Here is a 20,353-nt window from a genome sequence, read left to right on the forward strand (position 1 = left end):
GCTCCTAATTGAAGGCGATAAAGGCGGTGGCGGACCCGCCGGTAGGCACCAGAGAGCCCAGCGCCCCCCGAGGGGTCTGGGTCGGTTGCAGCGGGATCAGCGGGGCGGCGGAACCGGTGAACGGATCACGCGACACAAAGGCTGTTTGTGTTTCAGGCGCGGCACCCAACTGCGCCAGCACCGTCTGGAACCGGCCTTGATAGGCGTTTGCCAGCTCGGGCGTGCGGGAATGATAGGCCCCGGCAGCGGCAGACCATGAGCCGAGCTCGGCGTGCAAATCCTTCAGGAACCGGGCCGCATAGGTGGCGTTTTCATCCGGATCGAACATGGCGTCGATGGATCGGAACGCCTTGCCGTGCCAGCGGTAGTTGATCTGGAAACATCCGACATCAAAGCTGCGCTTGCCCGCTTTGAAAATGTCGAACACGTAAGATTTGGCCTCGATTTCCGAGTTGAACCAGAACCCGTGCCCTTCGACATTGATGGTCCACGGCCAGGGAATGAAATGCCCGCCCTGCGTGCGGCCGGTTTCGACGCGCGTTATGGCGCGCAATACGTCCAGTGGCACATCTTCGGACTGCGCGGCGCGGCGGGCGGCCTGATCGCAGACATCGCCGGTGCGCGCGTCCGACATGGCAAACGCCGCCTGTGCCAACCACACTTGCGTCAGGGAAATGAAAAACGCGACTATACGAAAGGGCATTCTGCCGGTCCGGGATTCTGATCTGTCCCGGTCACGCTAGCCGCGCATTGGTTTACAGCGCGTTATCGCCTGTTCATTTTCGGTCGATCCGCCGACCGAACACGACGCTGGTATTGGTGCGCAGCACGCCGGGGATTTTGGCCAGATCATCGACCAGAATATCCAGATCCTCGATCCTTGGGGCCTCGGCTGACAGCAGCAGGTCGAACTCGCCATTGATTGACAGGCAGCGTTTGACCTCGGGGTAGGTTTCCAGCCGTTTGATAATGCGGGTGGTTTCCTTCTGCTGCACCTCAAGCAGCACAACAACCTGTACACGAGGCGCATCCTCGGGCGCGTTCAGAATGACCGAATAGCCCGCGATCACGCCGCGGTCTTCCATGCGTTTGATCCGCTCGTGTACAGTGGTGCGCGCCACGCCCAGCTTGGCGGCGATATTCGTGGTCGACTCACGCGCGTTGTGTTGCAGGGCGGCGATGATATGGCGATCAAGCTGATCCATAGGGTCTCCGGCAGGCGGTCGCTCAGGTGTAGAGCAAATCGATGGCGGCGCTCAAGGATTATGCGTCGCGGGCGCGGTGCCGGACCGGGGCCAGATCATCAGTGCAGTCGTCAGGCCCAGCACGGCAGCGCAAGTCATGCCCGTCAATGCGGTGGTCGCGCCGTACCGGGTCATCAGCCAGCCCGTCAGCGGGTACAGTACCAGCCAGCACGCGTGCGACAGGGTGAATTGTGCGGCAAAGAGGGCGGGTCGATCCTCGGGGTCGGCAGACCGAGTCAATAAGCGGCCCGAGGGGGTCAGGGTCATCGAATATCCAAAGCCCGCGATGGCCCAGAGCGTGGTCAGGGCAGGCAAAGACAAAAGGTCCGACATCGAAACAAAGGCTGCCGCTGCCATGGTCGATGTTGCGATGGTCGAGCCGCTTAGCATGACGCGGCGATCCGGAAACCGGTCCAACAGCGGGGGCAAGGCAAACGCGGCCAGCATGGACCCGCCGCCAAAGCCAGCCAGCGCAATGGCCACTGCGCTCTCGGACAGTCCCAGATCGGACCGCACCAGCACCACCGTGTTCACAATAACCATCGAACTGAGCGCGGCAGCGCACCAGCTGAGCGCCAGTAGGCCGCGCAAGCGTGTTGTGGACAGGTACAGACGAATGCCCCGCGTGGTCCGGTCGTAGATGCCGGTGCGCCCGGACGGTTTGGGCGAAGGCAATATGACTGACACCACCAGAAGGGCCGAGGCGACAAACCCAAGGCCGGTGCCCAGAAACAGGGTGTCAAAGCTGACGAACAGCAGCAGAAGGGCCGCCAGCATCGGGCTGAGCAGGCTTTCCAGATCGTAAGCCAGCCGCGACAGCGACAAAGCGCGGGTATAGTCCCGCTCATCCGTCAGAACATCCGGGATCGTGGCCTGAAACGTGGGTGTGAACCCGGCAGAGGCCGATTGCAGGACGAAAATCAAAACATAGACCTGCCAGATCTCGGAGACGAAGGGCAGGCACAGGGCAACGGCGGCGCGGATCAGGTCCAGAACCACCAGCATTCTGCGTCGGTCTATCTGTTCGGCGATGGCGGCGGCCAACGGGGCCACGACGACATAAGCCACCATCTTGATGGTCAGGGCGGTACCCAGAACCAGCCCGGCGGCGTCTCCGGCCAGATCATAAGCCAGCAACCCCAACGCAATCGTCGCCAGCCCGGTTCCCGTCAGCGCAACAACTTGCGCCGCCAGAAGGTGGCGATAGGTGCGGTTTTGCAGGATACTGAACATGGATCAGAGACGGTTCGTGGTGGCCCTGGAACACAGCCACTTTGTTTGGTTTGCCATAAGGGCAGACTATCCAGCAATTCAGGCGGATAACAAGACGTGCAGACCCGGGAAAACGGACGGCGTTGAGTTTGTGGGCCAAACCGCCTATCTCGGGGTCGAGACCGCACAAAGGACATTTCCGTGGCGAACCACCTGTATAAGAACGACCTGCCGGACGGGCTGGATCTGGGGCCTATTGTGGCCATTGATTGTGAAACCATGGGGCTGAACCCGCACCGGGATCGCCTATGCGTGATTCAGATGTCCGGCGGGGATGGCAACAGCCATATCGTTCAGGTCGACAAAGGCCAGACCGAGGCCCCGAACCTGTGCGCCATGTTGGAAAATCCGGATGTGCTAAAGCTGTTTCATTTCGGGCGTTTCGACATTGCTGCGATGTATCATGCGTTCGGCGCTTTGGCCGCGCCGGTCTATTGCACCAAGATCGCCAGCCGCCTTGTGCGCACCTATACCGACCGGCATGGGCTGAAAAACCTGTGTCAGGAGTTGATCGGCGTCGATATCTCGAAGCAACAGCAGATGAGCGACTGGGGGGCGGAAATGCTGACCGACGCTCAGTTGGACTATGCTGCATCCGATGTTCTGTATCTGCACCAGTTGCGCGAGGCGCTGGATGGGCGTCTTGCCCGCGAAGGCCGCACCGAGATGGCGCAGGCCTGTTTTGATTTTCTGCCGATGCGTGCGAAGCTTGACCTCGCTGGCTGGCCCGAAACGGATATTTTTGCACACTCATGACTGATACTGAATCTTTTCTGAAAACCGCCCGTCAGGTTGTCACCGATGAAGCCCGCGCGCTGGACGTGCTGGCCGACAGTTTTGATGAACATTTCGCCGAAGCCGTACAGATGATCCTGCAGGCCACGGGCCGTCTGATCGTCAGCGGAATCGGGAAATCCGGCCATATCGGGCACAAGATCGCGGCAACTCTGGCCAGCACTGGCACGCCCGCCCATTTCGTCCATCCTGCCGAGGCGAGCCATGGCGATCTGGGCATGGTCTCGAAGGGGGATGTGGTTCTGGCGATCTCGAACTCGGGCGAGGCGCCTGAGCTGGCGAACTTGCTTGTTTACACGCGTCGGTTCGGCATCCCTCTGATCGGCCTGTCCAGCAAGCCCCAGAGCACGCTGATGAAACAGGCCGATGTGCATCTGCTGATCCCGTCGCTGGGCGAGGCCTGCGGGTTTGGCATGGTGCCCTCGATCTCGACCACGCTGACACTGGCGATGGGCGATGCGCTGGCGATTGCGCTGATGAAATATCGCGATTTCAAACCCGAGAACTTCCGTGATTTCCATCCGGGCGGCAAACTGGGTGCGCAACTCAGCAAGGTGCGCGACCTTATGCACACGGATATGCCGGTGGTCTCAGTCGGGACACCGATGGGCGAGGCATTGCTGGTCATGAGCCAGAAAAGCTTTGGTGTCGTTGGTGTCACGGATGACGCGGGCCGCTTGCTGGGCATCGTCACGGATGGTGACTTGCGTCGTAACATGGACGGCTTGCTGGACAAGACCACCGAAGAGGTCATGACCGCAGACCCGATGACCATCGCGCCGGGCTCTCTGGCGGAAGAAGCCGTGGCGATCATGAATGACCGCAAGATCACCTCGCTTTTTGTGGCAGATCCGGACGCAGGTGGTCAGGCGCAAGGCCTGTTGCACATCCACGACTGTCTGCGCGTCGGGCTTGGGTAAGGGAGAGGCTGAGGTGGACCGCTATTCCCGCATGGTGCAGTTCCTGAAGGTTCTGTTGCCGCTTGCGGCCATTATCATGCTGTCCACCGTCTTCCTTTTGTCCCGCAGTATCGAAACCACTGTCTCAGGCCCGTTCAGCCAGCAGGATATCGATGCACGCCTGGCCGATCAGGTGGTGACCCAACCGGACTATCGCGGCACCACAACCAAGGGCGAGGACGTGCAGATCATCGCCACCAAAGCGACGCAGGGCACCGAAGGCGCGGTTCCAACTGCGACGGAATTCAGCGGTCGCTATGAGTTGTTAAGCGGGCGGGTCATCACGTTGGACTCCAATTCAGGCCTGATCCGACCGGACAAGGGCACGGCCACCTTTGTCGGCGATGTGCTGATCACCACCGCGGACGGGATCGAAGTCACGACCGATCTGCTCAATACATCACTTGATGAAATCCGGGGCGACAGCCCCGGGCAGGTCAACGGAACCGGCCCCATCGGCGATTTTTCGGCAGGTGGTATGACTTTTGGGACTGAAAAAACGGACGGCCCGGTCCATATTCTTTTTACAGATGGCGTGAAGCTGGTGTATGAGCCTCAAAAAGCAGAAAGATAACCTGTGTTCGATTTTCGTTTTGTCCTTTTGAGTTTTGCTCTGGTAACAGGTGCCGTTTCTGCAACCGCGCAAGAAGCGCAGGTGGCCTTTGGCGCGACGCGCGCGGACCCGTCCCTGCCGGTCGAGGTAACCTCGGAAACGCTGAACGTGAATCAAGAGGATGGCTCGGCCGAGTTCATCGGCAACGTGATCGTCATTCAGGGCGAAATGCGCCTTACGGCTGAACGGGTTCTGGTCATCTACAATGACGAACGCTCGGCGATTGAGCGGATGGAGGCGACCGAGAATGTGGTTCTGGTCAGCCCGCCGGACGCAGCCGAAGGGGATTGGGCCGAGTACACGATCGACAGCGGTGTGATCGTGATGCGTGGCAATGTGCTGCTGACCCAAGGCCCCAGCGTGATCAGCGGCGATCAGATGAACGCGAACCTGACGACCGGCACGGCGACGATGACGGGCCGGGTCAAGACGATCCTGCAGCAGGGGAACAACTGATGGCGCGTCCCCACTTGTCTGTGGCCGAGGGCAGTTTGGGCCTGCGGATCGAAAAACTGCGCAAGTCTTACCGGAAAAAGACGGTTATCCGCGACGTCTCGATGACGCTGGACCGGTCCGAGGTTGTGGCGTTGCTGGGTCCGAACGGGTCGGGCAAGACGACGACGTTCTATTCCGTGGCCGGTCTGGTCTTTCCCGAAGCCGGAATGGTGACGATTGACGGGCAGAATGTGACCACCCTGCCGATGTATCGCCGTGCCCGGATGGGGATCGGCTATCTGCCGCAGGAAATGTCGATCTTCCGCGGCATGAGCGTCGAGGACAACATCGCTTCGGTCCTGGACATTACAGTCAAACATGCCCACCGCCGCAAAGAGCGGCTGGAAGAGCTGTTGTCGGATTTCTCGATCGAACACCTGCGCCGCGCGCCCGCGCTGGCCCTGTCGGGCGGTGAGCGCCGCCGGGTCGAGATCGCGCGCTGTCTGGCGGCGGATCCGAAATATCTGTTGCTGGATGAACCCTTTGCGGGCGTTGACCCGATCAGCGTGGGGGATATTCGGCATCTGGTGGCGGATCTGAAAAAGCGCGGAATCGGGGTTCTGATCACTGATCACAACGTCCGCGAAACGCTGGAGATTGTCGATCGCGCCTATATCCTGCACGACGGTCAGGTTCTGATGTCCGGCACGCCCGACGAGGTTGTCGAAAACGAAAACGTCCGCAGGGTTTATCTGGGAGAAAACTTCAAAATTTCATAGGGTTGCGCGGTTTTGCGCCGGTTGCATGGCGGAAATCGCGTATATACACATCTGTTTTGATTGACTCTTCCCTCGGCTCTTGTCTCAATTGGGGCATGGCATTTATTCGGTTCCAGGCTGGATCTCGATGTCCCTTCAGTGAAGGGCCGGGTCAGCGGCAACCGATCAGAATGTCGATATCCCCCACCCGATAAAAACAAGCATGTTGCGCGACGCAGCGTCAGAATGGGTGTGAATTGTGAAGGAGATCACATGCGTTACCAAATCAGCGGAAAACAGATCGACATCGGCGCGGCCCTGCAGACCCATGTGCAGACCGAGCTGGGCGAGGTCGTTGGCAAATATGCCCAGCGCCCGACAGACGCCAACGTCGTCTTTTCCCGTTCAGCGCATGAATATGTATGCGAAACCACTGTGCATCTTTCGACGGGCCTGACCGCCCAGGCCAGGGCCCACGCCACTGAAATCTACGCAGCGTTCGAGGCATGCTGCGACAAGATGGAAACCCAACTGCGCCGCTACAAGCGCCGCCTGAAGGACCATCACAAGGATCGTGCCGAACCTGTTGAACTCTTCGGGGCGTCCTCTTATATCCTCGCCTCTGACGAATCGGGGACGGCAGATGAACCCGAATCGCTGCAGCCCATGATTGTGGCTGAGATGGAAACAAAGATCCCATCGCTCAGCGTCGGTGAAGCCGTCATGCAAATGGAACTTGCTGGTGCTCCGGTGCTGGTGTTCAGGAACGAAAACAAGGATGGATTGAATGTCGTTTATCGTCGGGATGACGGTAATATCGGCTGGATCGATCCTTAACAGGCAAGATTAGAAAGGCGGGCCTTGGCGCAGGTCAGGGCCGCCGTGGAGCATGATCATGGAGCTTTCGAGCATTCTGAAGCCCGAAGCAGTACGTGTACTTTCCGCCGCCTCAAGCAAGAAGCGGCTGTTTCAGGAAATCGGCGACGTCGCGGCCGCGACGCTGGACCTTGAGGCCCAGTCGATTGTCGATTGTCTTCTGGAACGCGAAAGCCTTGGCCCAACTGGCGTGGGCCATGGTGTTGCTTTGCCACATGCGCGCCTGCCCGACATTGCCGAGGTTTCGGGGGTGTTTGTCATGCTGGAAAAGCCGATTGATTTCGGCTCGGTGGACCGTCAGCCGGTCGATATCGCCTTTTCTCTGTTTGCCCCGGAAGAAGCCGGTGTCGAACACCTGAAAGCGCTGGCGCTTGTGTCCCGGACGCTGCGCGACAGCTCGGTCTGCGCCAAGCTGCGGGCCAATCCGGATCCGGTCAAGCTCTATGCCATTTTGACCGAAGCGCAGTCGATGCAAGCTGCGTAAGGCGTTGTAATCACAAAAAAGCCCCCGACAATCGGGGGCTTTTTTTGTTTGAAGATCCCGGCAAATTAGCCGCCGGTTCCCATTTCCAGCGTCCACCAGATCTTGCCGCCGCTTTCCTGATGCCAGTTAAAGCCCATCTGCGTCGCTTTGGGGTCCATGATGACCGATCTTGGGCCGGATTCCTGCATCCAGGCCGCAAGGGTTTCGGTTTCGGTCTCGTAGGTCTCGGAAATCGCTTCGCCCAGGAATGTGCCGAAATACCCGACCCGTGCGGCCCGATCGATGGGCGAGGATCCGTCAGAGCCGAAATGCCACGGGCGGTTCTGCCGGGCCATATCCTTGGAATGGGTGGCGGCGGCAGCGTTCAGTTGTGCGTTCAGTTGCACGGGCTGCAAGCCTTGTGCCTGCCGCAGGGCATTGACTGAATCCAGCATCCGGAATTGTAGCTTTTCCGGGTTGCCACGGATTTTGTAGACCGTGGGCAAGGGGCGGCCATCCGCACCAAAGCTGGTGGGCTGGGTGCTTGTACATGCCGCCAGCGCGACAAGGCACATCAACAGTAAAGAAACGATACGCGTCATGATCGACCTGATTATTGTGTCGATAACGGGCATAACCTGCCAGACGGTGCGGGGCAAACGCACAATAGTCTCACCCCGCGTGATTTTGCCGGTTTGATTTGCGACTGAAGCATTCTGGCAATAGAATACACCGGATTTCAGAACCCGCCCACGCAAAGGACCGTTTGTCATGGTCAAAAAACGTATTCCCTCGTCGACCCGCCGAGGATTTCTTGTCGGTGCGACCGCCACGCTGGCCAGCCCGGCGCTTGCGCAATACATTCCGGGCGACCCGCTGCGCCCCGCGCCCGAACCCGAAGCGCCTGTTCGCCGAAATGTTTCAGGCTTTCGGGCGCAGGACTGGCAGCCTTATTTCTCGAACACGCGGAATGGCGCCATTCTTGTCGATACGGTTTCACGAGCGCTGCATTATTGGTCAGATGATCAATCTGTATACAAACTCTACCCGTCATCGGTGCCTCTGACCGAAGAAATGACGCGCCGCGGACGGACCAGCGTCATTCGCAAGGTCGAAGGCCCAAGCTGGGCGCCGACCCCATCGATGAAAAAGCGCAACCCCGAATGGCCGGATTACATTCCGCCCGGACCGGATAACCCATTGGGAACACACGCTTTGTACCTTGGGTGGAAGTATTACCGCATCCACGGCACCCATGACACGCGCAAAATCGGGCGCAAATCGTCCAATGGCTGCATCGGATTGTTCAACGAAGACATCGCCGAGCTGTTTTCAATGGCGAAGGTCGGCACGCAAGTGTTGCTAATTTGACGACATTTTCGCGCACGAAGCCGCTTAACGCTCAAGTTGCAATTGCATTCCAACCGCATTGCTGATTAGAAAAAACCACGAGGTAAGTCTTAGGTGTGCGGTTCCTGGACAGGAATCGCGCAAATTCTGGAGGTTAATATGAAAAAACTCGTTCTCGCCGCTGCACTGACCGCTGCTGCTTCGACCGCATATGCTGGCAACCTGGAAGAGCCGGTTGTTGAAGCACCTGTTGTTGTTGAAGAAACTCAGGGTTCTTCGCAGGGCATCCTGCTGCCGCTGATCCTGCTGGTCGTTGTTGCCGCAGCTGTCGCAGCCGGCTAAGCCGACGAGCGTTATCCAGAGAAAAGGCGGTGGATTTTCCACCGCCTTTTTTCATGTCTGGCTGTCAGGGTCGGTTAGTCTAGCCACCCGCTCAGATTATCCTCGATGATCTTGCCCAGCGCGGCGATATGCGAATCATCGTCGTTGAGGCAGGGGATATAGGTGAACTGTTCTCCGCCCGCGTCCTCGAAACTCTCTTTGATCTCTTCGTTGATCTCTTCCAGCGTCTCGATGCAATCGGCCGAGAAGGCGGGCGCGATGACAGCGATGTTCTTTTTGCCCTGCCGCGCCAGATCGGCGACGTGATCCACGGTGTAGGGCTTCAGCCATTCTTCGGGGCCAAAGCGCGACTGGAAGGTCGACACGATCTGGTCGTCTGACCAGCCAAGCCGCTCTTTCAGCAGTCGGGACGTTTTCACACATTGGCAGTGATAGGGATCGCCCTGCTGCAAATACCGCTCGGGCATACCGTGGTACGAGCAGACCAGAATATCGGGTTTGGTGTCCATCGCCGCATAGGCGCGTTCGATGGACTGGGCCAGGGCCTCGATATAGGTCGGTTCGTCGTAATAGGCGGGCACCGTGCGGCTGGCCGGTTGCCATGGCTCCTCCATCAGGGCGCGGAAGAACTGGTCATTCGCCGTGGCGGTCGTTGCCCCGGCATAGTGCGGATAAAGCGGGAAAAACAGGATACGGTCGCAACCTTCGGCAACCATCTGCCGGACTTTGGATTTGGTCGAAGGGTTGCCATAGCGCATACAGAAATCGACCAGAACCTGATCGCCAAAGCGAGCCTGCATGCTGTCGCGCAGCTTGGCGGTTTGGTCCTTGGTGATCGTCATCAGCGGGCTTTCGCCTTTGTAGTGATTCCAGATCGACTTATAAGCCTCGCCCGAACTGAACGGGCGTTTGGTCAGGATGATCGCCTGAAGAATCGGCTGCCATTTCCACGCCGGATAGTCGATCACGCGGCGGTCCGACAGAAACTCGTTCAGATAGCGCCGCATCGGCCAGTAGGTATAGTGATCCGGCGTGCCCAGATTGGCCAGCAGGATGCCCACGCGCCCCATCTTTACCTTTGGGTGATCGGCAGGTGCGTGCGCGGGTCGGGTTGCGTCAAACATTTGGGTCTTCCTGAGTTTACCGGTTCTGGCCTGAGATAAAGGGAAATGCCGGGTCGTCAATCGGGCAGTTTGCCCTCGTCAGTGCCCAAAGCGTCTGCAAGGCGCATCTTGGCTGACCCCGGGCGCAGGGGTTGGGGTTGGCTGGCATCCGGCGACCAGCCGGTCAGGCAGATCAGATCGAAAGTTGCGGGCAGGCGACCCTCGGGCGTGGCAAAGTGATCGGCATAGATCTGTTGCGCGCGGACAAAGACCTGCCGACGCGTGGGGGTTTTCAGCCGGTCGGTCAGAACATTGGTCTCGCCCATGGCGCGCAGGTCCTGCATCAAATGGGTCAGATCGCGATACTCCGCCGTCAGCGGGACCGCATCCGCCACCGGCAGGGCCAGCCCGGCGCGTTGCAGCAGGGCACCCAGATCCCGTAACTCTGCCATCGGGGCGATGCGGGGGCTGAGGCCGCCGGTCACCTCAATCTCTGCCTGTCCGAGGGCGGCGCGCAGCTGGTGCAGCGTTTCGCCGCCCAGACAGACGGCCAATAGCAGTCCATCGGGGCGCAGGGCACGGTGGCATTGGATCAACTGCCCCACCGGATCATTGGCCCAGTGCAACGCCATGGCGTGGATGACCAGATCATGCGCGCCGGGGGTCAGGGTCAGCGTTTCCTCGTCTGCCACGATGCGCGCGTCGGGCAGGATCCCCTGCCAGATCCGAGAGAAAGGGGTCACAATCGCAGGGGCCGTAAAGCTTCTGTTAACCATGCTCAGCCGATGCTGCACTTCGTCCACAGCGGCGTGGTGCAGGAACAGGGCGTCCTCCTGCACCCGCGCGCGGCGGCGCATCAGAGTCTGGCGGTCAAACAGCGAGGGCGCATTGGAAGCTGGCAATTTCATACCCCGCACGTATCGCATTTGGCCGCGAGTTCAAACCGCGTTGCACCTGATCTATCCACCCAGATGCCTTAGCTGCGGGGATCTGACCGAGTCGGACTTTGGCCTGTGCGGCACCTGCTGGCGCGAGACGCCCTTTATCGGCGGAACCGTTTGCGACAGTTGCGGGATGCCGGTGCCGGGGGATGGTGACGGGCACCGGATCGAATGTGATGACTGCCTGAAAACCCCGCGCCCCTGGCAGGACGGGCGGGCAGCGCTGCTGTATAAAGGGCGGGCGCGGGCATTGGTGCTGGCGCTGAAGCATGGGGATCGGTCCGAACTGGCGCGGCCTGCTGCGCGCTGGATGGCGCAGGCGGGGCGGGAATTGTTCAAACCGGATATGTTGATCGCGCCGGTTCCCTTGCATTGGTCCCGACTGATCAAGCGGCGGTATAACCAGTCCGCCTTGCTGGCGCAGCATCTGGCGCGCGAGACGGGGCTTGAGGTCTGCCCGGACCTGCTGCTGCGAACTGCGCGCACGCCGGTGTTGGACGGTAAAACCGCCGCCCAAAGGGCCGAGACGCTGGACGATGTGATCGCCCCACATCCAAAGCGGCAGATGAAAGGCCGCGACGTCCTTCTGGTCGATGATGTGATGACATCGGGGGCGACCTTGGCGGCCTGTACGCGGGCCTGTCGCGAAGCGGGGGCAAATCATATTTTCGTGTTGGTTCTGGCACGCGTTGCCAAGGATGCCTAATTCGCTCAAGATCGTGCGAAACCCGAAGGGACGGAATTATGAAACCAGTTGAGATTTACACCTCTCCGCTATGCGGCTTCTGCCACGCGGCCAAACGCCTGCTGAAACAGAAAGGTGTCGAGTTCAAGGAAATCGACGTGCTGCTGCACCCCAAGCGCAAGCCCGAAATGATCAAGCGCGCGGGCGGCAAGCGCACCGTGCCGCAGATCTTCATTGGCACCGACCATGTGGGCGGCTGTGACGACCTGTACGAGCTGGACCGTCAGGGCAAGCTGGACCGTTTGCTGGCGGCGTGATGAAAACCGCGCTGCTGCAAATCACCTCGTCGGACGACCCGGCTGCGAACCTGGAGATGGTTCGCGCCATGATGGCCGAGGCCGCAGCGCAGGGCGCGCAGTTCATCCTGACCCCTGAGGTCACGAATTGCGTGTCCAACAGCACCACCTGGCAGCATGAGGTGTTGCAGCATGAGGAAGACGACATCACGCTGGCCGGTCTGCGGGCGCAGGCCGCCGCGCGGGGTGTCTGGCTGCTGATCGGGTCGCTGGGGATCAAGACCCACGATCCGGATGGTCGCTTTGCCAACCGCAGTTTCATGATCGACCCTCAGGGGCAGATCGTGGCGCGATATGACAAGATCCACATGTTCGACGTGCAGGTCACGGAAACCGAGACCTTTCGCGAATCGAAAAACTATCGCCCCGGAAAACAGGCGGTCATTGCCGAGACCAATTTCGGCAAGGTTGGCCTGACCATCTGCTATGACATCCGCTTTCCTTACCTGCACGCCGCGTTGGCGCAGGCCGGGGCGCATATCCTGACCGTCCCGGCGGCGTTTTCACCCGTCACCGGCGCAGCGCATTGGGAATCGCTGCTGCGCGCGCGGGCGATCGAAACCGGATGTTGGGTCCTTGCCCCCGCCCAGACCGGCGCGCATCCAAAAACCCGAGGCAAAACGCGCCACACCCATGGCCACAGCATGGTTGTCGCCCCGTGGGGAGAGGTGCTGATCGACGCAGGCACCGATCCGGGCATTCACTTTTTCGATTTGGATGATAGTTCTGTGACAGAGGCGCGCCGCCGCGTGCCCTCATTGACTCACGTGCGGCCCTTCGAGGGGCCCTGAACCAGATCGGACCATGACGGACGAACACAATGCCCTTGCGGTCACGCTGTTCAGTGAAATTCTGACGGCAGACCAACTGTTGCGCAACCGGCTGAGCCGGGTGCTGCCCAAGGGCATGGAAATCTCGCATTTCTCGGTGCTGAACCATCTGGTGTTTGTGGGCGACGAGCGCAGCCCGGCGCAGCTGGCCAACACGTTCCACGTCACCCGAGGGGCGATGACCAACACTTTGGCCAAGCTGGAATGGGCCGGATACATCCACATCCGCCCCGACTGGGACGACGCCCGCCGCAAAATGGTCGCCATCAGCCCCGCCGGACGTCGCGCGCGCGATCAGGCGATTTCGTCGATTGCCCCGCTGATCAACCGCGTGGTCGGAGAACTGGGGCTGGAGCGGGTGCGCAGTACGCTGCCGGTGCTTCGGGATTTGCGGTTGCAGTTGGAGGGGGAGTAGGCCTCTCTGGTTTCAGGTCAGCCTTCGCATATGTCACACTGAATAAGCGTAGGATGGGTGCTTGCACCCATCGCGTGTCTTGTCGTCTGGATGATGGGTGTGAACACCCATCCTACTCCGGTTTCACACTCGCCGTCACATAATTCACGCTCAGATCCCGGTCCGAGATCGACCAATTCCACAGAAGCGGGTTGAACACGAAGCCCTTGCGGTCCACCGGGCCCATTCCGGCTTGGTGCAGCAGGTCGAACAGTTCGTCAGGCGTGATGAACTTGTTCCACTCATGCGTGCCGCGCGGCAGCCAGCGTATGACGACTTCGGCACCGAAAATGGCCATGGCATAGGATTTCGGGTTGCGGTTGATGGTCGAGCAGATCAGTAAGCCACCCGGTTTCAAAAGTTGTTGCGATGCGGTCAGGAAACCCAACGGATCGGCCACGTGTTCGACCACCTCCATATTCAGCACCACGTCGAATTGCTCGCCTGCCGCCGCCATATCCTCGGCGGTGGTGTGGCGATAGTCGATGTCCAGCCCCGATTGCTCGGCATGGATGCGGGCGACGGGCAGGTTGCCCTCGGCGGCATCAGCCCCCACGACCTCGGCCCCCAGACGGGCCATCGGCTCGCTCAGCAGCCCGCCGCCGCAACCGATATCCAGCAGGCGCAGGCCCTGAAACGGGTGAGGAGACTTCAAATCTCTGTCAAATTCCCCGGCGATTTGTTGGGTGATATAATCCAGCCGGCAGGGGTTCAGCATATGCAACGGCTTGAATTTTCCGTTCGGATCCCACCATTCCGCCGCCATCGCCTCGAATTTTGCGATCTCGGATGGGTCTACCGTGTTCGGATGCGCTTGCATTCCTGTCTCCGTGTGCTCTTTTACGCTTAAGGACTATATAGGGCCGTAATGGATAAGTACCCGGACCAAAAGCGCGCAGTGCAATATCTTTACCCGCCGATCGACCCATTCGATCAGCGGTTGGTCAGCGTGGGCGACGGGCATCAGATTTATATGGAGCAAAGCGGCAATCCAAACGGGCTGCCGGTGGTAGTGCTGCATGGCGGGCCGGGCGGTGGCTGTAGCCCGGCGATGCGGCGCTATTTCGATCCGCGTGTGTACCGGGTGATTCTGTTCGATCAGCGGGGATGCGGGAAGTCGCGGCCCCATGCCTCGGTCGAGAACAATACGACCTGGCATCTGGTGGCGGATATTGAACGGCTGCGGTCATTGCTGGATATCGATGAATGGACGGTGTTTGGCGGCAGCTGGGGGGCCACGTTGGCCTTGGTCTATGCGCAGACGCATCCGGATCGGGTGAGCCGTCTTGTTCTGCGCGGGGTGTTTCTGGCCACGCAGGCCGAGCTGGATTGGTTCTATGGCGGCGGCGCGGGCAAGTTCTGGCCCGAGCCATGGGCCAAGTTCACCTCATTGCTGGCCGAAGATGAGCTGTCGGACGCGATCCGGGCCTATAACAAGCGCCTGTTCTCGGGCGACCGCGCGACCGAGATTCTGTATGCGCGGGCGTGGTCGGCGTGGGAGAACGCGCTGGCATCCATTCATTCCAACGGATCAACCGGGGAAAGCCCCGGTGAATATGCGCGCGCGTTTGCGCGGCTTGAGAATCACTATTTCATCAACCACGCCTTTCTGGAGAAGGACGGGCAGATTCTGGATCAGATGGACAGGATCGCCCACATTCCGGGCCATATCGTGCAGGGCCGCTATGACATGATCTGTCCGCCTGAATCGGCCTGGAAGCTGTCGCAACGCTGGCCCAATGCCGAGCTGAAGATGGTGCGCCATGCGGGCCATGCCTTGTCCGAGCCCGGAATCAGCGCCGAGCTGGTGCGCATCATGGATCGCGTGGCGGAGGGTGTGGCATGACCCGGATGGACCGCCGCGCTCTGTTCGCCTCGGGTGCCGCTGCCGCGTTGTTGGCGGCGACGGGGGCGTCGCTGGCGGATACGCCGAAAGCGGGCGGGACATTGCGACTGGCAGTGCCGCGGGATGACAGTCTGGAACAGGTTGCACGCGGTGCCGTGTTCGATACCCTGACCGAGATCGCGCCGGACGGGACCCTGCGCGCCGAACTGGCAACCGGTTGGCAGACGGATGCAAAGGCGCAGGTCTGGACCTTTGATCTGCGTGAGGGCGTAACTTTTCATGACGGAACCGCACTGGATATTGCGGATATAATGCCGGTGCTGGCCGAGTTCGGGCAAACCGAAGCTTTGACGCCAACCGTTGTGCGTCTGGAACTTGCCGCCCCTAATGCCGGATTGCCGTTCTTGCTGGCCGACAACCGGTTCGTGATCACCCGCAATGGCGCAGGAGTGACGCCCCTGAAACAGGCCAACGGCACAGGTTGCTACCGGGTTGACCGGGCCGAGGATGACAGGAACTTCCTTGGGCGCAAAGTAGCGGATCACTACAAGTCGGGCTCGGCCGGTTGGGCTGACAAGGTCGAGGTCATCGTGATCCCGGATCCTGCCGTGCGCGCCGAAGCTTTGCGCGATGGCTATGTCGATATCGCAGCCATCCCCGCGCGCGATCACCTGCGCGAAAAGCGGGGCCTGCGGTTCTTCCCCAGTGAAACCGACATGTCGCTGGCCGTTGCGGCCCATGTCGGAATGCCGCGCCAGATCGGGCAACGGACGGGAATGGATGACGGGCGAATCGCCGAAAGGTGGTGGATGGCCTAGCCCGGCTACACCTCTTGCATTTTGAATTTGTGCTTAACTGTGCTATAACCTGCACATATTTTATTTTGTTATTTGTTAAGTTGGGAGTTTTCCCATGACCAAAGAGAGTCAGAAAACGATTACCATAATAGCGTTGGCATTGATCCTGGCGGGGGTCGTTGCCTATGCGATTGTGAACGGAAACAACGTCAATGTCCTGATCAGCAAAGACGGGAAGATGGAGTTCACAGCAAATCGCGGTCAGTCCTTGATCGAGCTTTTGCATGAAGGTCTGGATCAGGTTGAACCTGCCGAGGGCGATACCGACGAAGAATTGAACCGAAAAGCATCGGAAAAGATGAAGCTGGCGGGCGCGCTCAGAACGCGGGGGTACTATAATATCCATGACCGGTCCCTTGGTGACGCAATCCGCGACCTGAACAAGGAAGACCCTTTATCAGAAGAGCTTCGCAGCGTGCTGTATAACCTCGAAGGTCCGTTTGCCTTGCCGGGAACGCTGCGCGGGGCTGATTCCCGGATGTGGCTGGCGATCTCGGATTTGTATGACGGGCTGACGGCTGAACCCAGCAATGACAGCCAGTTGTTTGCGACGCTCTATACCAACTTTATCCAGCAAGAGACGATTTTCAGCCCGTTCAAACATGTGGTGGCGGCCACGGCCGAGATGCGCGGCGAGGACGAGACCGGCGTTCCCCAGGTCTATTCCTGCCCGGACAGTTTCCTGACGCCGGGCACAATTGTTCTGGTCCGACCGCTGGGCAATACATCCAACATCATGGAACAATTCACCGTCAGAAAAGACCCGCTCCGCCATCCTTGCACGGCAACGTCGCCGTTCGAGGTTCTGTCCGGCTCGAAATTGAAGCTTGGCTTCAACAAGGCGGCCTTTGATCAGCTGTTTCCGCCGCCCTTGGCGCAGCCCGAACAGTTTCTGGGTGGTGGCAATCTGTCGGTGGTGATCTATCCCCGCAATACACAGCCGACACGGTTTGTCGGGGTAACGCAGTAGGAGATGGGAATGAACAGTTTCTTGCGTGTACTTGCGGTTTTCGCCGCCCTTCAGGCGATGGCCGTGACCAATGCGGTCGGCCAGACAACTCAGTGCATCTTTGATGGCGTTGTGCATGAAGAAGGGGATCGCGTTGGACCCTATACCTGTACCAATGGCAACTGGATTCTTTCAGACTAGGCATGGGCGGTGGATAAGAGGGTGCACCGGGGTTGCATTCTCTTATCTTGGCAGCTATATCGCACTCAACAGCGGCGTGTCGGGCTAGGGTCCGGGGCTCCACCGGAAAAGATCGACGGGCCGCGCGCCCGTTTTTTTGTGCCCGATTGAAGGGTAGAGAACCTGATGACAAACGACCTGATAGCCAAAGCTGCCATCGACCGGCGACTGGCCGAGATCATCACCCCCGTGATCGAGGATCTGGGGTACGAACTCGTCCGTATCCGCCTGATGAGCGGCAAGACCACCACGATGCAGATCATGGCCGACAAGCCTGAGGGCGGCATCGAAGTGGACGACTGCGCCGAGATTTCGAACGCTGTCAGCGCCACGCTGGATGTCGAGGACCCGATCCTGGACGCCTATACGCTTGAGGTGTCCAGCCCCGGCATCGATCGCCCACTGACCCGCCTCAAGGATTTCGAGACGTTCGAGGGGTACGAGGCCAAGATCGAAACCGCCGAACTGATCGACGGCCGCCGCCGGTTCAAGGGCGAATTGGCCGGGATCGAAGGGGATGAGGTTCTGATCAACATCCCCGAGGGGGATGAGACCATCACCATCGGTCTGCAATTCGACTGGCTGAGCGATGCCAAGCTGGTCCTGACCGATGATCTGATCAAGGAAATGCTGCGCCAGCGCAAGGACGCCGGTGCCCTGAACGAAAACGCTTTCGACGAGATTGAGACCGAAGGGTCCGAAGAGGAGACGAACTGATGGCAATCACCTCAGCCAACCAGCTGGAGCTGCTGCAGACCGCCGAGGCCGTGGCCCGCGAAAAGATGATCGACCCCGGTCTGGTTGTCGAAGCGATGGAGGAATCGCTCGCTCGCGCCGCCAAGAGCCGTTACGGCGCCGAGATGGACATCCGCGTCAGCATCGACCGCAAGACCGGCAAGGCAACCTTTACCCGCGTCCGCACCGTGGTCGAGGATGAAGAGCTTGAGAACTATCAGGCCGAGATGACCGTCGAGCAGGCGCGCCAGTATATGGAAGCGCCCGAAGTTGGTGACGTTTTCGTCGAAGAAGTTCCGCCGGTTGAAATGGGCCGTATCGCTGCCCAGTCCGCCAAGCAGGTGATTCTGCAGAAGGTCCGCGAAGCGGAACGCGACCGTCAGTACGAAGAATTCAAGGATCGCGCGGGTACCATCATCAACGGTGCCGTCAAGCGCGAAGAGTTTGGCAATGTCATCGTCGATCTGGGCGGTGCCGAGGCCGTTCTGCGCCGCAATGACAAGATCGGCCGCGAAAGCTATCGCCCGAATGACCGCGTGCGCGCCTATATCAAGGAAGTCCGCCGCGAGGTGCGTGGCCACCAGATCTTCCTGTCGCGCACCGCGCCGGAATTCATGGCCGAGCTGTTCAAGATGGAAGTGCCCGAAATCTATGACGGTATCATCGAGGTCAAGGCCGTGGCCCGCGACCCCGGTTCGCGCGCCAAGATCGCCGTGATTTCGTATGACGGTTCGATTGACCCTGTCGGTGCTTGCGTCGGTATGCGCGGCAGCCGCGTGCAGGCTGTTGTGAACGAGCTGCAGGGCGAAAAGATCGACATCATCCCGTGGAACGAAGATCAACCGACATTCCTGGTGAACGCGCTGCAGCCTGCCGAGGTCTCCAAGGTGGTTCTGGATGAAGAAGCCGGCAAGATCGAAGTTGTTGTCCCCGAGGAACAGCTGTCCCTCGCCATTGGTCGCCGCGGTCAGAACGTGCGTCTGGCCAGCCAGCTGACAAATCTGGACATCGACATCATGACCGAGGCCGAGGAATCGGCGCGTCGTCAGAAAGAGTTCGAAGCCCGCACCCAACTGTTCATGGAAAGCCTGGATCTGGACGAATTCTTCGCGCAACTGTTGGTCTCGGAAGGGTTCACCAACCTTGAAGAGGTTGCCTATGTCGAGATCGACGAGCTGCTGGTGATCGACGGTGTCGACGAAGGCACCGCGCAGGAACTGCAAGCCCGCGCGCGTGACTTCCTTGAGGCGCAGGCCAAGGCCGCTCTGGACGCCGCGCGTGCGCTGGGTGCCGAGGACAGCCTTATTGAATTCGAAGGCCTGACACCCCAGATGGTAGAGGCGCTTGCCAAGGATGATGTGAAGACGCTGGAAGACTTTGCAACCTGCGCCGACTGGGAACTGGCCGGTGGCTGGACCACAGTCGATGGTGAGCGCATCAAGGATGATGGCGTGCTGGAGTCTTTCGGTGTGACACTGGAAGAGGCTCAGGATCTGGTCATGACAGCGCGCATCATGCTGGGCTGGGTTGATCCGGCTGAACTGGAACAGGCCGAAGAAGATGGCGACGTTGCAGAAGAGGAGGCCGAGGCCTGATCTCAGGGCCTCGGGTGGCTGACATGGGTCGCGCTGGCGTCCATAAGGATCGGTCCGAAGGGCCTGAGCGCAAGTGCATCGCCACGGGCGAGGTGCAGCCGAAATTCGGGCTGATCCGCTTTGTCACTGGCCCGGACGGTCAGGTCTACCCGGATGTCGCGGCGAAACTGCCGGGACGCGGGGTCTATGTGGCGGCGGATCGTGCCGCTTTGGACAAGGCCGTTGGCAAGAAACTGTTTTCCCGCGGGTTCAAGGCGCAGGTCGCTGTGCCCGCCGACCTGACCGCCGAGGTGGAAAAGCAGGTTGCGCGCCGGGTGATCGAGCTGTTGAGTCTGGCCCGCAAATCCGGTGATGCGGTTGCGGGCTATGAAAAGGTCAAGACGTGGCTGGACCGGGAAGAGGCCCAGGTGCTGATTCAGGCCTCTGATGGATCGGGGCGCGGCAAGTCGAAACTCAGCACGCCGCACTTTGGAAAATACATCGGTTGGCTGACTGCGGATGAATTAGGGCAGGCATTTGGGCGCCAAACCGTGATTCATGCGGCCTTGGCCTCTGGCGGACTCGCCAAACGTGTTGTAGAGGAAGCGCAGCGCCTGCGTGGCTTGCGCGAAACGGATGACGGCGGCAGGGGCCGCACGGAAGGGTAAGAAGCTTT

The 20,353-nt window shown here is 59.9% G+C and carries 27 protein-coding genes; 20 read left to right on the plus strand and 7 right to left on the minus strand.

Annotated elements, in window-relative coordinates:
• Window positions 1-4 precede the first annotated feature (4 nt).
• The 3 genes from ACR0LW_RS14685 to ACR0LW_RS14695 form a co-directional block, all read right to left on the minus strand.
• The gene (locus ACR0LW_RS14685) at window positions 5-703 is read right to left on the minus strand and encodes a transglycosylase SLT domain-containing protein (RefSeq protein WP_480883076.1); all 699 of its coding nucleotides are present in this window, start codon (window positions 701-703) and stop codon (window positions 5-7) included.
• Between the two features lie 73 nt (window positions 704-776).
• Window positions 777-1,205, minus strand: a complete 429-nt coding sequence (locus ACR0LW_RS14690; protein ID WP_170455808.1) for an Lrp/AsnC family transcriptional regulator — start codon at window positions 1,203-1,205, stop codon at window positions 777-779.
• A 51-nt stretch (window positions 1,206-1,256) separates the two neighbouring features.
• Window positions 1,257-2,477: an MFS transporter gene (locus ACR0LW_RS14695; protein ID WP_480883077.1), complete on the minus strand. Its 1,221-nt coding sequence runs from the start codon at window positions 2,475-2,477 to the stop codon at window positions 1,257-1,259.
• Window positions 2,478-2,657: 180 nt separating this feature from the next.
• Between ACR0LW_RS14695 and ACR0LW_RS14700 the strand changes: the two genes are divergently transcribed.
• The 7 genes from ACR0LW_RS14700 to ACR0LW_RS14730 all read left to right on the plus strand — a co-directional run bounded on the left by ACR0LW_RS14700 (window position 2,658) and on the right by ACR0LW_RS14730 (window position 7,436).
• On the plus strand, window positions 2,658-3,272 hold the full coding sequence (locus tag ACR0LW_RS14700) for a ribonuclease D (RefSeq protein WP_480883078.1): 615 nt from the start codon (window positions 2,658-2,660) through the stop codon (window positions 3,270-3,272).
• Window positions 3,269-4,231 (plus strand): KpsF/GutQ family sugar-phosphate isomerase, encoded by a 963-nt coding sequence (locus tag ACR0LW_RS14705; protein WP_170455802.1) that lies wholly within the window; start codon window positions 3,269-3,271, stop codon window positions 4,229-4,231. Before ACR0LW_RS14700 ends, ACR0LW_RS14705 begins: the two co-directional genes overlap by 4 nt.
• A 13-nt stretch (window positions 4,232-4,244) precedes the next feature.
• Window positions 4,245-4,844: an LptA/OstA family protein gene (locus tag ACR0LW_RS14710; RefSeq protein ID WP_170524304.1), complete on the plus strand. Its 600-nt coding sequence runs from the start codon at window positions 4,245-4,247 to the stop codon at window positions 4,842-4,844.
• Window positions 4,845-4,847: 3 nt separating this feature from the next.
• Window positions 4,848-5,339: an LptA/OstA family protein gene (locus ACR0LW_RS14715; RefSeq protein ID WP_480883079.1), complete on the plus strand. Its 492-nt coding sequence runs from the start codon at window positions 4,848-4,850 to the stop codon at window positions 5,337-5,339.
• Window positions 5,339-6,097, plus strand: a complete 759-nt coding sequence (gene lptB, locus ACR0LW_RS14720) for an LPS export ABC transporter ATP-binding protein (protein WP_480627189.1) — start codon at window positions 5,339-5,341, stop codon at window positions 6,095-6,097. Before ACR0LW_RS14715 ends, lptB begins: the two co-directional genes overlap by 1 nt.
• Window positions 6,098-6,349: 252 nt before the next feature.
• The gene (gene hpf, locus ACR0LW_RS14725) at window positions 6,350-6,913 is read left to right on the plus strand and encodes a ribosome hibernation-promoting factor, HPF/YfiA family (RefSeq protein WP_170455794.1); all 564 of its coding nucleotides are present in this window, start codon (window positions 6,350-6,352) and stop codon (window positions 6,911-6,913) included.
• Between the two features lie 58 nt (window positions 6,914-6,971).
• The gene (locus ACR0LW_RS14730; RefSeq protein ID WP_170455792.1) at window positions 6,972-7,436 is read left to right on the plus strand and encodes a PTS sugar transporter subunit IIA; all 465 of its coding nucleotides are present in this window, start codon (window positions 6,972-6,974) and stop codon (window positions 7,434-7,436) included.
• 65 nt (window positions 7,437-7,501) lie between these two features.
• Here the strand turns inward: ACR0LW_RS14730 and dalA are convergent, their stop codons facing one another.
• Window positions 7,502-8,017, minus strand: a complete 516-nt coding sequence (gene dalA / locus ACR0LW_RS14735; RefSeq protein ID WP_170455790.1) for a divisome-associated lipoprotein DalA — start codon at window positions 8,015-8,017, stop codon at window positions 7,502-7,504.
• Window positions 8,018-8,186: 169 nt separating this feature from the next.
• On the opposite strand from dalA, the gene ACR0LW_RS14740 reads away from it, so the two are divergent.
• Window positions 8,187-8,786 (plus strand): L,D-transpeptidase, encoded by a 600-nt coding sequence (locus tag ACR0LW_RS14740; RefSeq protein WP_170455788.1) that lies wholly within the window; start codon window positions 8,187-8,189, stop codon window positions 8,784-8,786.
• Window positions 8,787-8,924: 138 nt separating this feature from the next.
• Complete coding sequence (locus tag ACR0LW_RS14745; RefSeq protein WP_170455786.1) at window positions 8,925-9,107, plus strand: hypothetical protein; 183 nt, start codon at window positions 8,925-8,927, stop codon at window positions 9,105-9,107.
• Window positions 9,108-9,181: 74 nt separating this feature from the next.
• Here ACR0LW_RS14745 and hemH read toward each other — a convergent pair whose 3' ends face one another.
• Window positions 9,182-10,231 (minus strand): ferrochelatase, encoded by a 1,050-nt coding sequence (gene hemH, locus ACR0LW_RS14750; protein ID WP_480883080.1) that lies wholly within the window; start codon window positions 10,229-10,231, stop codon window positions 9,182-9,184.
• Between the two features lie 56 nt (window positions 10,232-10,287).
• Window positions 10,288-11,118 (minus strand): class I SAM-dependent methyltransferase, encoded by an 831-nt coding sequence (locus ACR0LW_RS14755; RefSeq protein ID WP_480883081.1) that lies wholly within the window; start codon window positions 11,116-11,118, stop codon window positions 10,288-10,290.
• Between the two features lie 40 nt (window positions 11,119-11,158).
• Here ACR0LW_RS14755 and ACR0LW_RS14760 point away from each other — a divergent pair, with 40 nt between their 5' ends.
• From ACR0LW_RS14760 to ACR0LW_RS14775, 4 genes are read left to right on the plus strand one after another with little or no spacing between them, the layout of a single operon-like run.
• Entirely contained in the window at window positions 11,159-11,857 is a 699-nt protein-coding gene (locus ACR0LW_RS14760; RefSeq protein WP_480883082.1) for a double zinc ribbon domain-containing protein, read from the plus strand.
• A 38-nt stretch (window positions 11,858-11,895) separates the two neighbouring features.
• On the plus strand, window positions 11,896-12,153 hold the full coding sequence (grxC, locus tag ACR0LW_RS14765) for a glutaredoxin 3 (protein WP_170524318.1): 258 nt from the start codon (window positions 11,896-11,898) through the stop codon (window positions 12,151-12,153).
• Window positions 12,153-12,983, plus strand: coding sequence for a carbon-nitrogen hydrolase family protein (locus tag ACR0LW_RS14770; protein ID WP_480883084.1), 831 nt, complete (start codon window positions 12,153-12,155; stop codon window positions 12,981-12,983). The genes grxC and ACR0LW_RS14770 overlap by 1 nt, the downstream gene beginning before the upstream one ends.
• 13 nt (window positions 12,984-12,996) lie before the next feature.
• On the plus strand, window positions 12,997-13,437 hold the full coding sequence (locus ACR0LW_RS14775; protein ID WP_037313149.1) for a MarR family winged helix-turn-helix transcriptional regulator: 441 nt from the start codon (window positions 12,997-12,999) through the stop codon (window positions 13,435-13,437).
• A gap of 112 nt (window positions 13,438-13,549) precedes the next feature.
• Here the strand turns inward: ACR0LW_RS14775 and ubiG are convergent, their stop codons facing one another.
• Window positions 13,550-14,296, minus strand: coding sequence for a bifunctional 2-polyprenyl-6-hydroxyphenol methylase/3-demethylubiquinol 3-O-methyltransferase UbiG (gene ubiG / locus ACR0LW_RS14780; protein ID WP_480585995.1), 747 nt, complete (start codon window positions 14,294-14,296; stop codon window positions 13,550-13,552).
• Window positions 14,297-14,344: 48 nt separating this feature from the next.
• On the opposite strand from ubiG, the gene pip reads away from it, so the two are divergent.
• The 7 genes from pip (at window position 14,345) to ACR0LW_RS14815 (ending at window position 20,345) form a co-directional block, all read left to right on the plus strand.
• Window positions 14,345-15,322, plus strand: a complete 978-nt coding sequence (gene pip, locus ACR0LW_RS14785; protein ID WP_170624750.1) for a prolyl aminopeptidase — start codon at window positions 14,345-14,347, stop codon at window positions 15,320-15,322.
• Complete coding sequence (locus tag ACR0LW_RS14790; protein ID WP_170624749.1) at window positions 15,319-16,140, plus strand: ABC transporter substrate-binding protein; 822 nt, start codon at window positions 15,319-15,321, stop codon at window positions 16,138-16,140. Before pip ends, ACR0LW_RS14790 begins: the two co-directional genes overlap by 4 nt.
• Window positions 16,141-16,234: 94 nt before the next feature.
• Complete coding sequence (locus ACR0LW_RS14795) at window positions 16,235-17,149, plus strand: hypothetical protein (RefSeq protein ID WP_170455766.1); 915 nt, start codon at window positions 16,235-16,237, stop codon at window positions 17,147-17,149.
• A gap of 9 nt (window positions 17,150-17,158) precedes the next feature.
• The gene (locus ACR0LW_RS14800) at window positions 17,159-17,329 is read left to right on the plus strand and encodes a hypothetical protein (protein ID WP_170455764.1); all 171 of its coding nucleotides are present in this window, start codon (window positions 17,159-17,161) and stop codon (window positions 17,327-17,329) included.
• 165 nt (window positions 17,330-17,494) lie between these two features.
• Complete coding sequence (rimP, locus tag ACR0LW_RS14805; protein ID WP_170455762.1) at window positions 17,495-18,085, plus strand: ribosome maturation factor RimP; 591 nt, start codon at window positions 17,495-17,497, stop codon at window positions 18,083-18,085.
• The gene (gene nusA, locus ACR0LW_RS14810; protein WP_480883085.1) at window positions 18,085-19,698 is read left to right on the plus strand and encodes a transcription termination factor NusA; all 1,614 of its coding nucleotides are present in this window, start codon (window positions 18,085-18,087) and stop codon (window positions 19,696-19,698) included. The genes rimP and nusA overlap by 1 nt, the downstream gene beginning before the upstream one ends.
• 23 nt (window positions 19,699-19,721) lie before the next feature.
• Complete coding sequence (locus tag ACR0LW_RS14815; RefSeq protein ID WP_480883086.1) at window positions 19,722-20,345, plus strand: RNA-binding protein; 624 nt, start codon at window positions 19,722-19,724, stop codon at window positions 20,343-20,345.
• Window positions 20,346-20,353 lie beyond the last annotated feature (8 nt).

It is taken from the genome of Ruegeria sp. N4 (assembly GCF_056531425.1).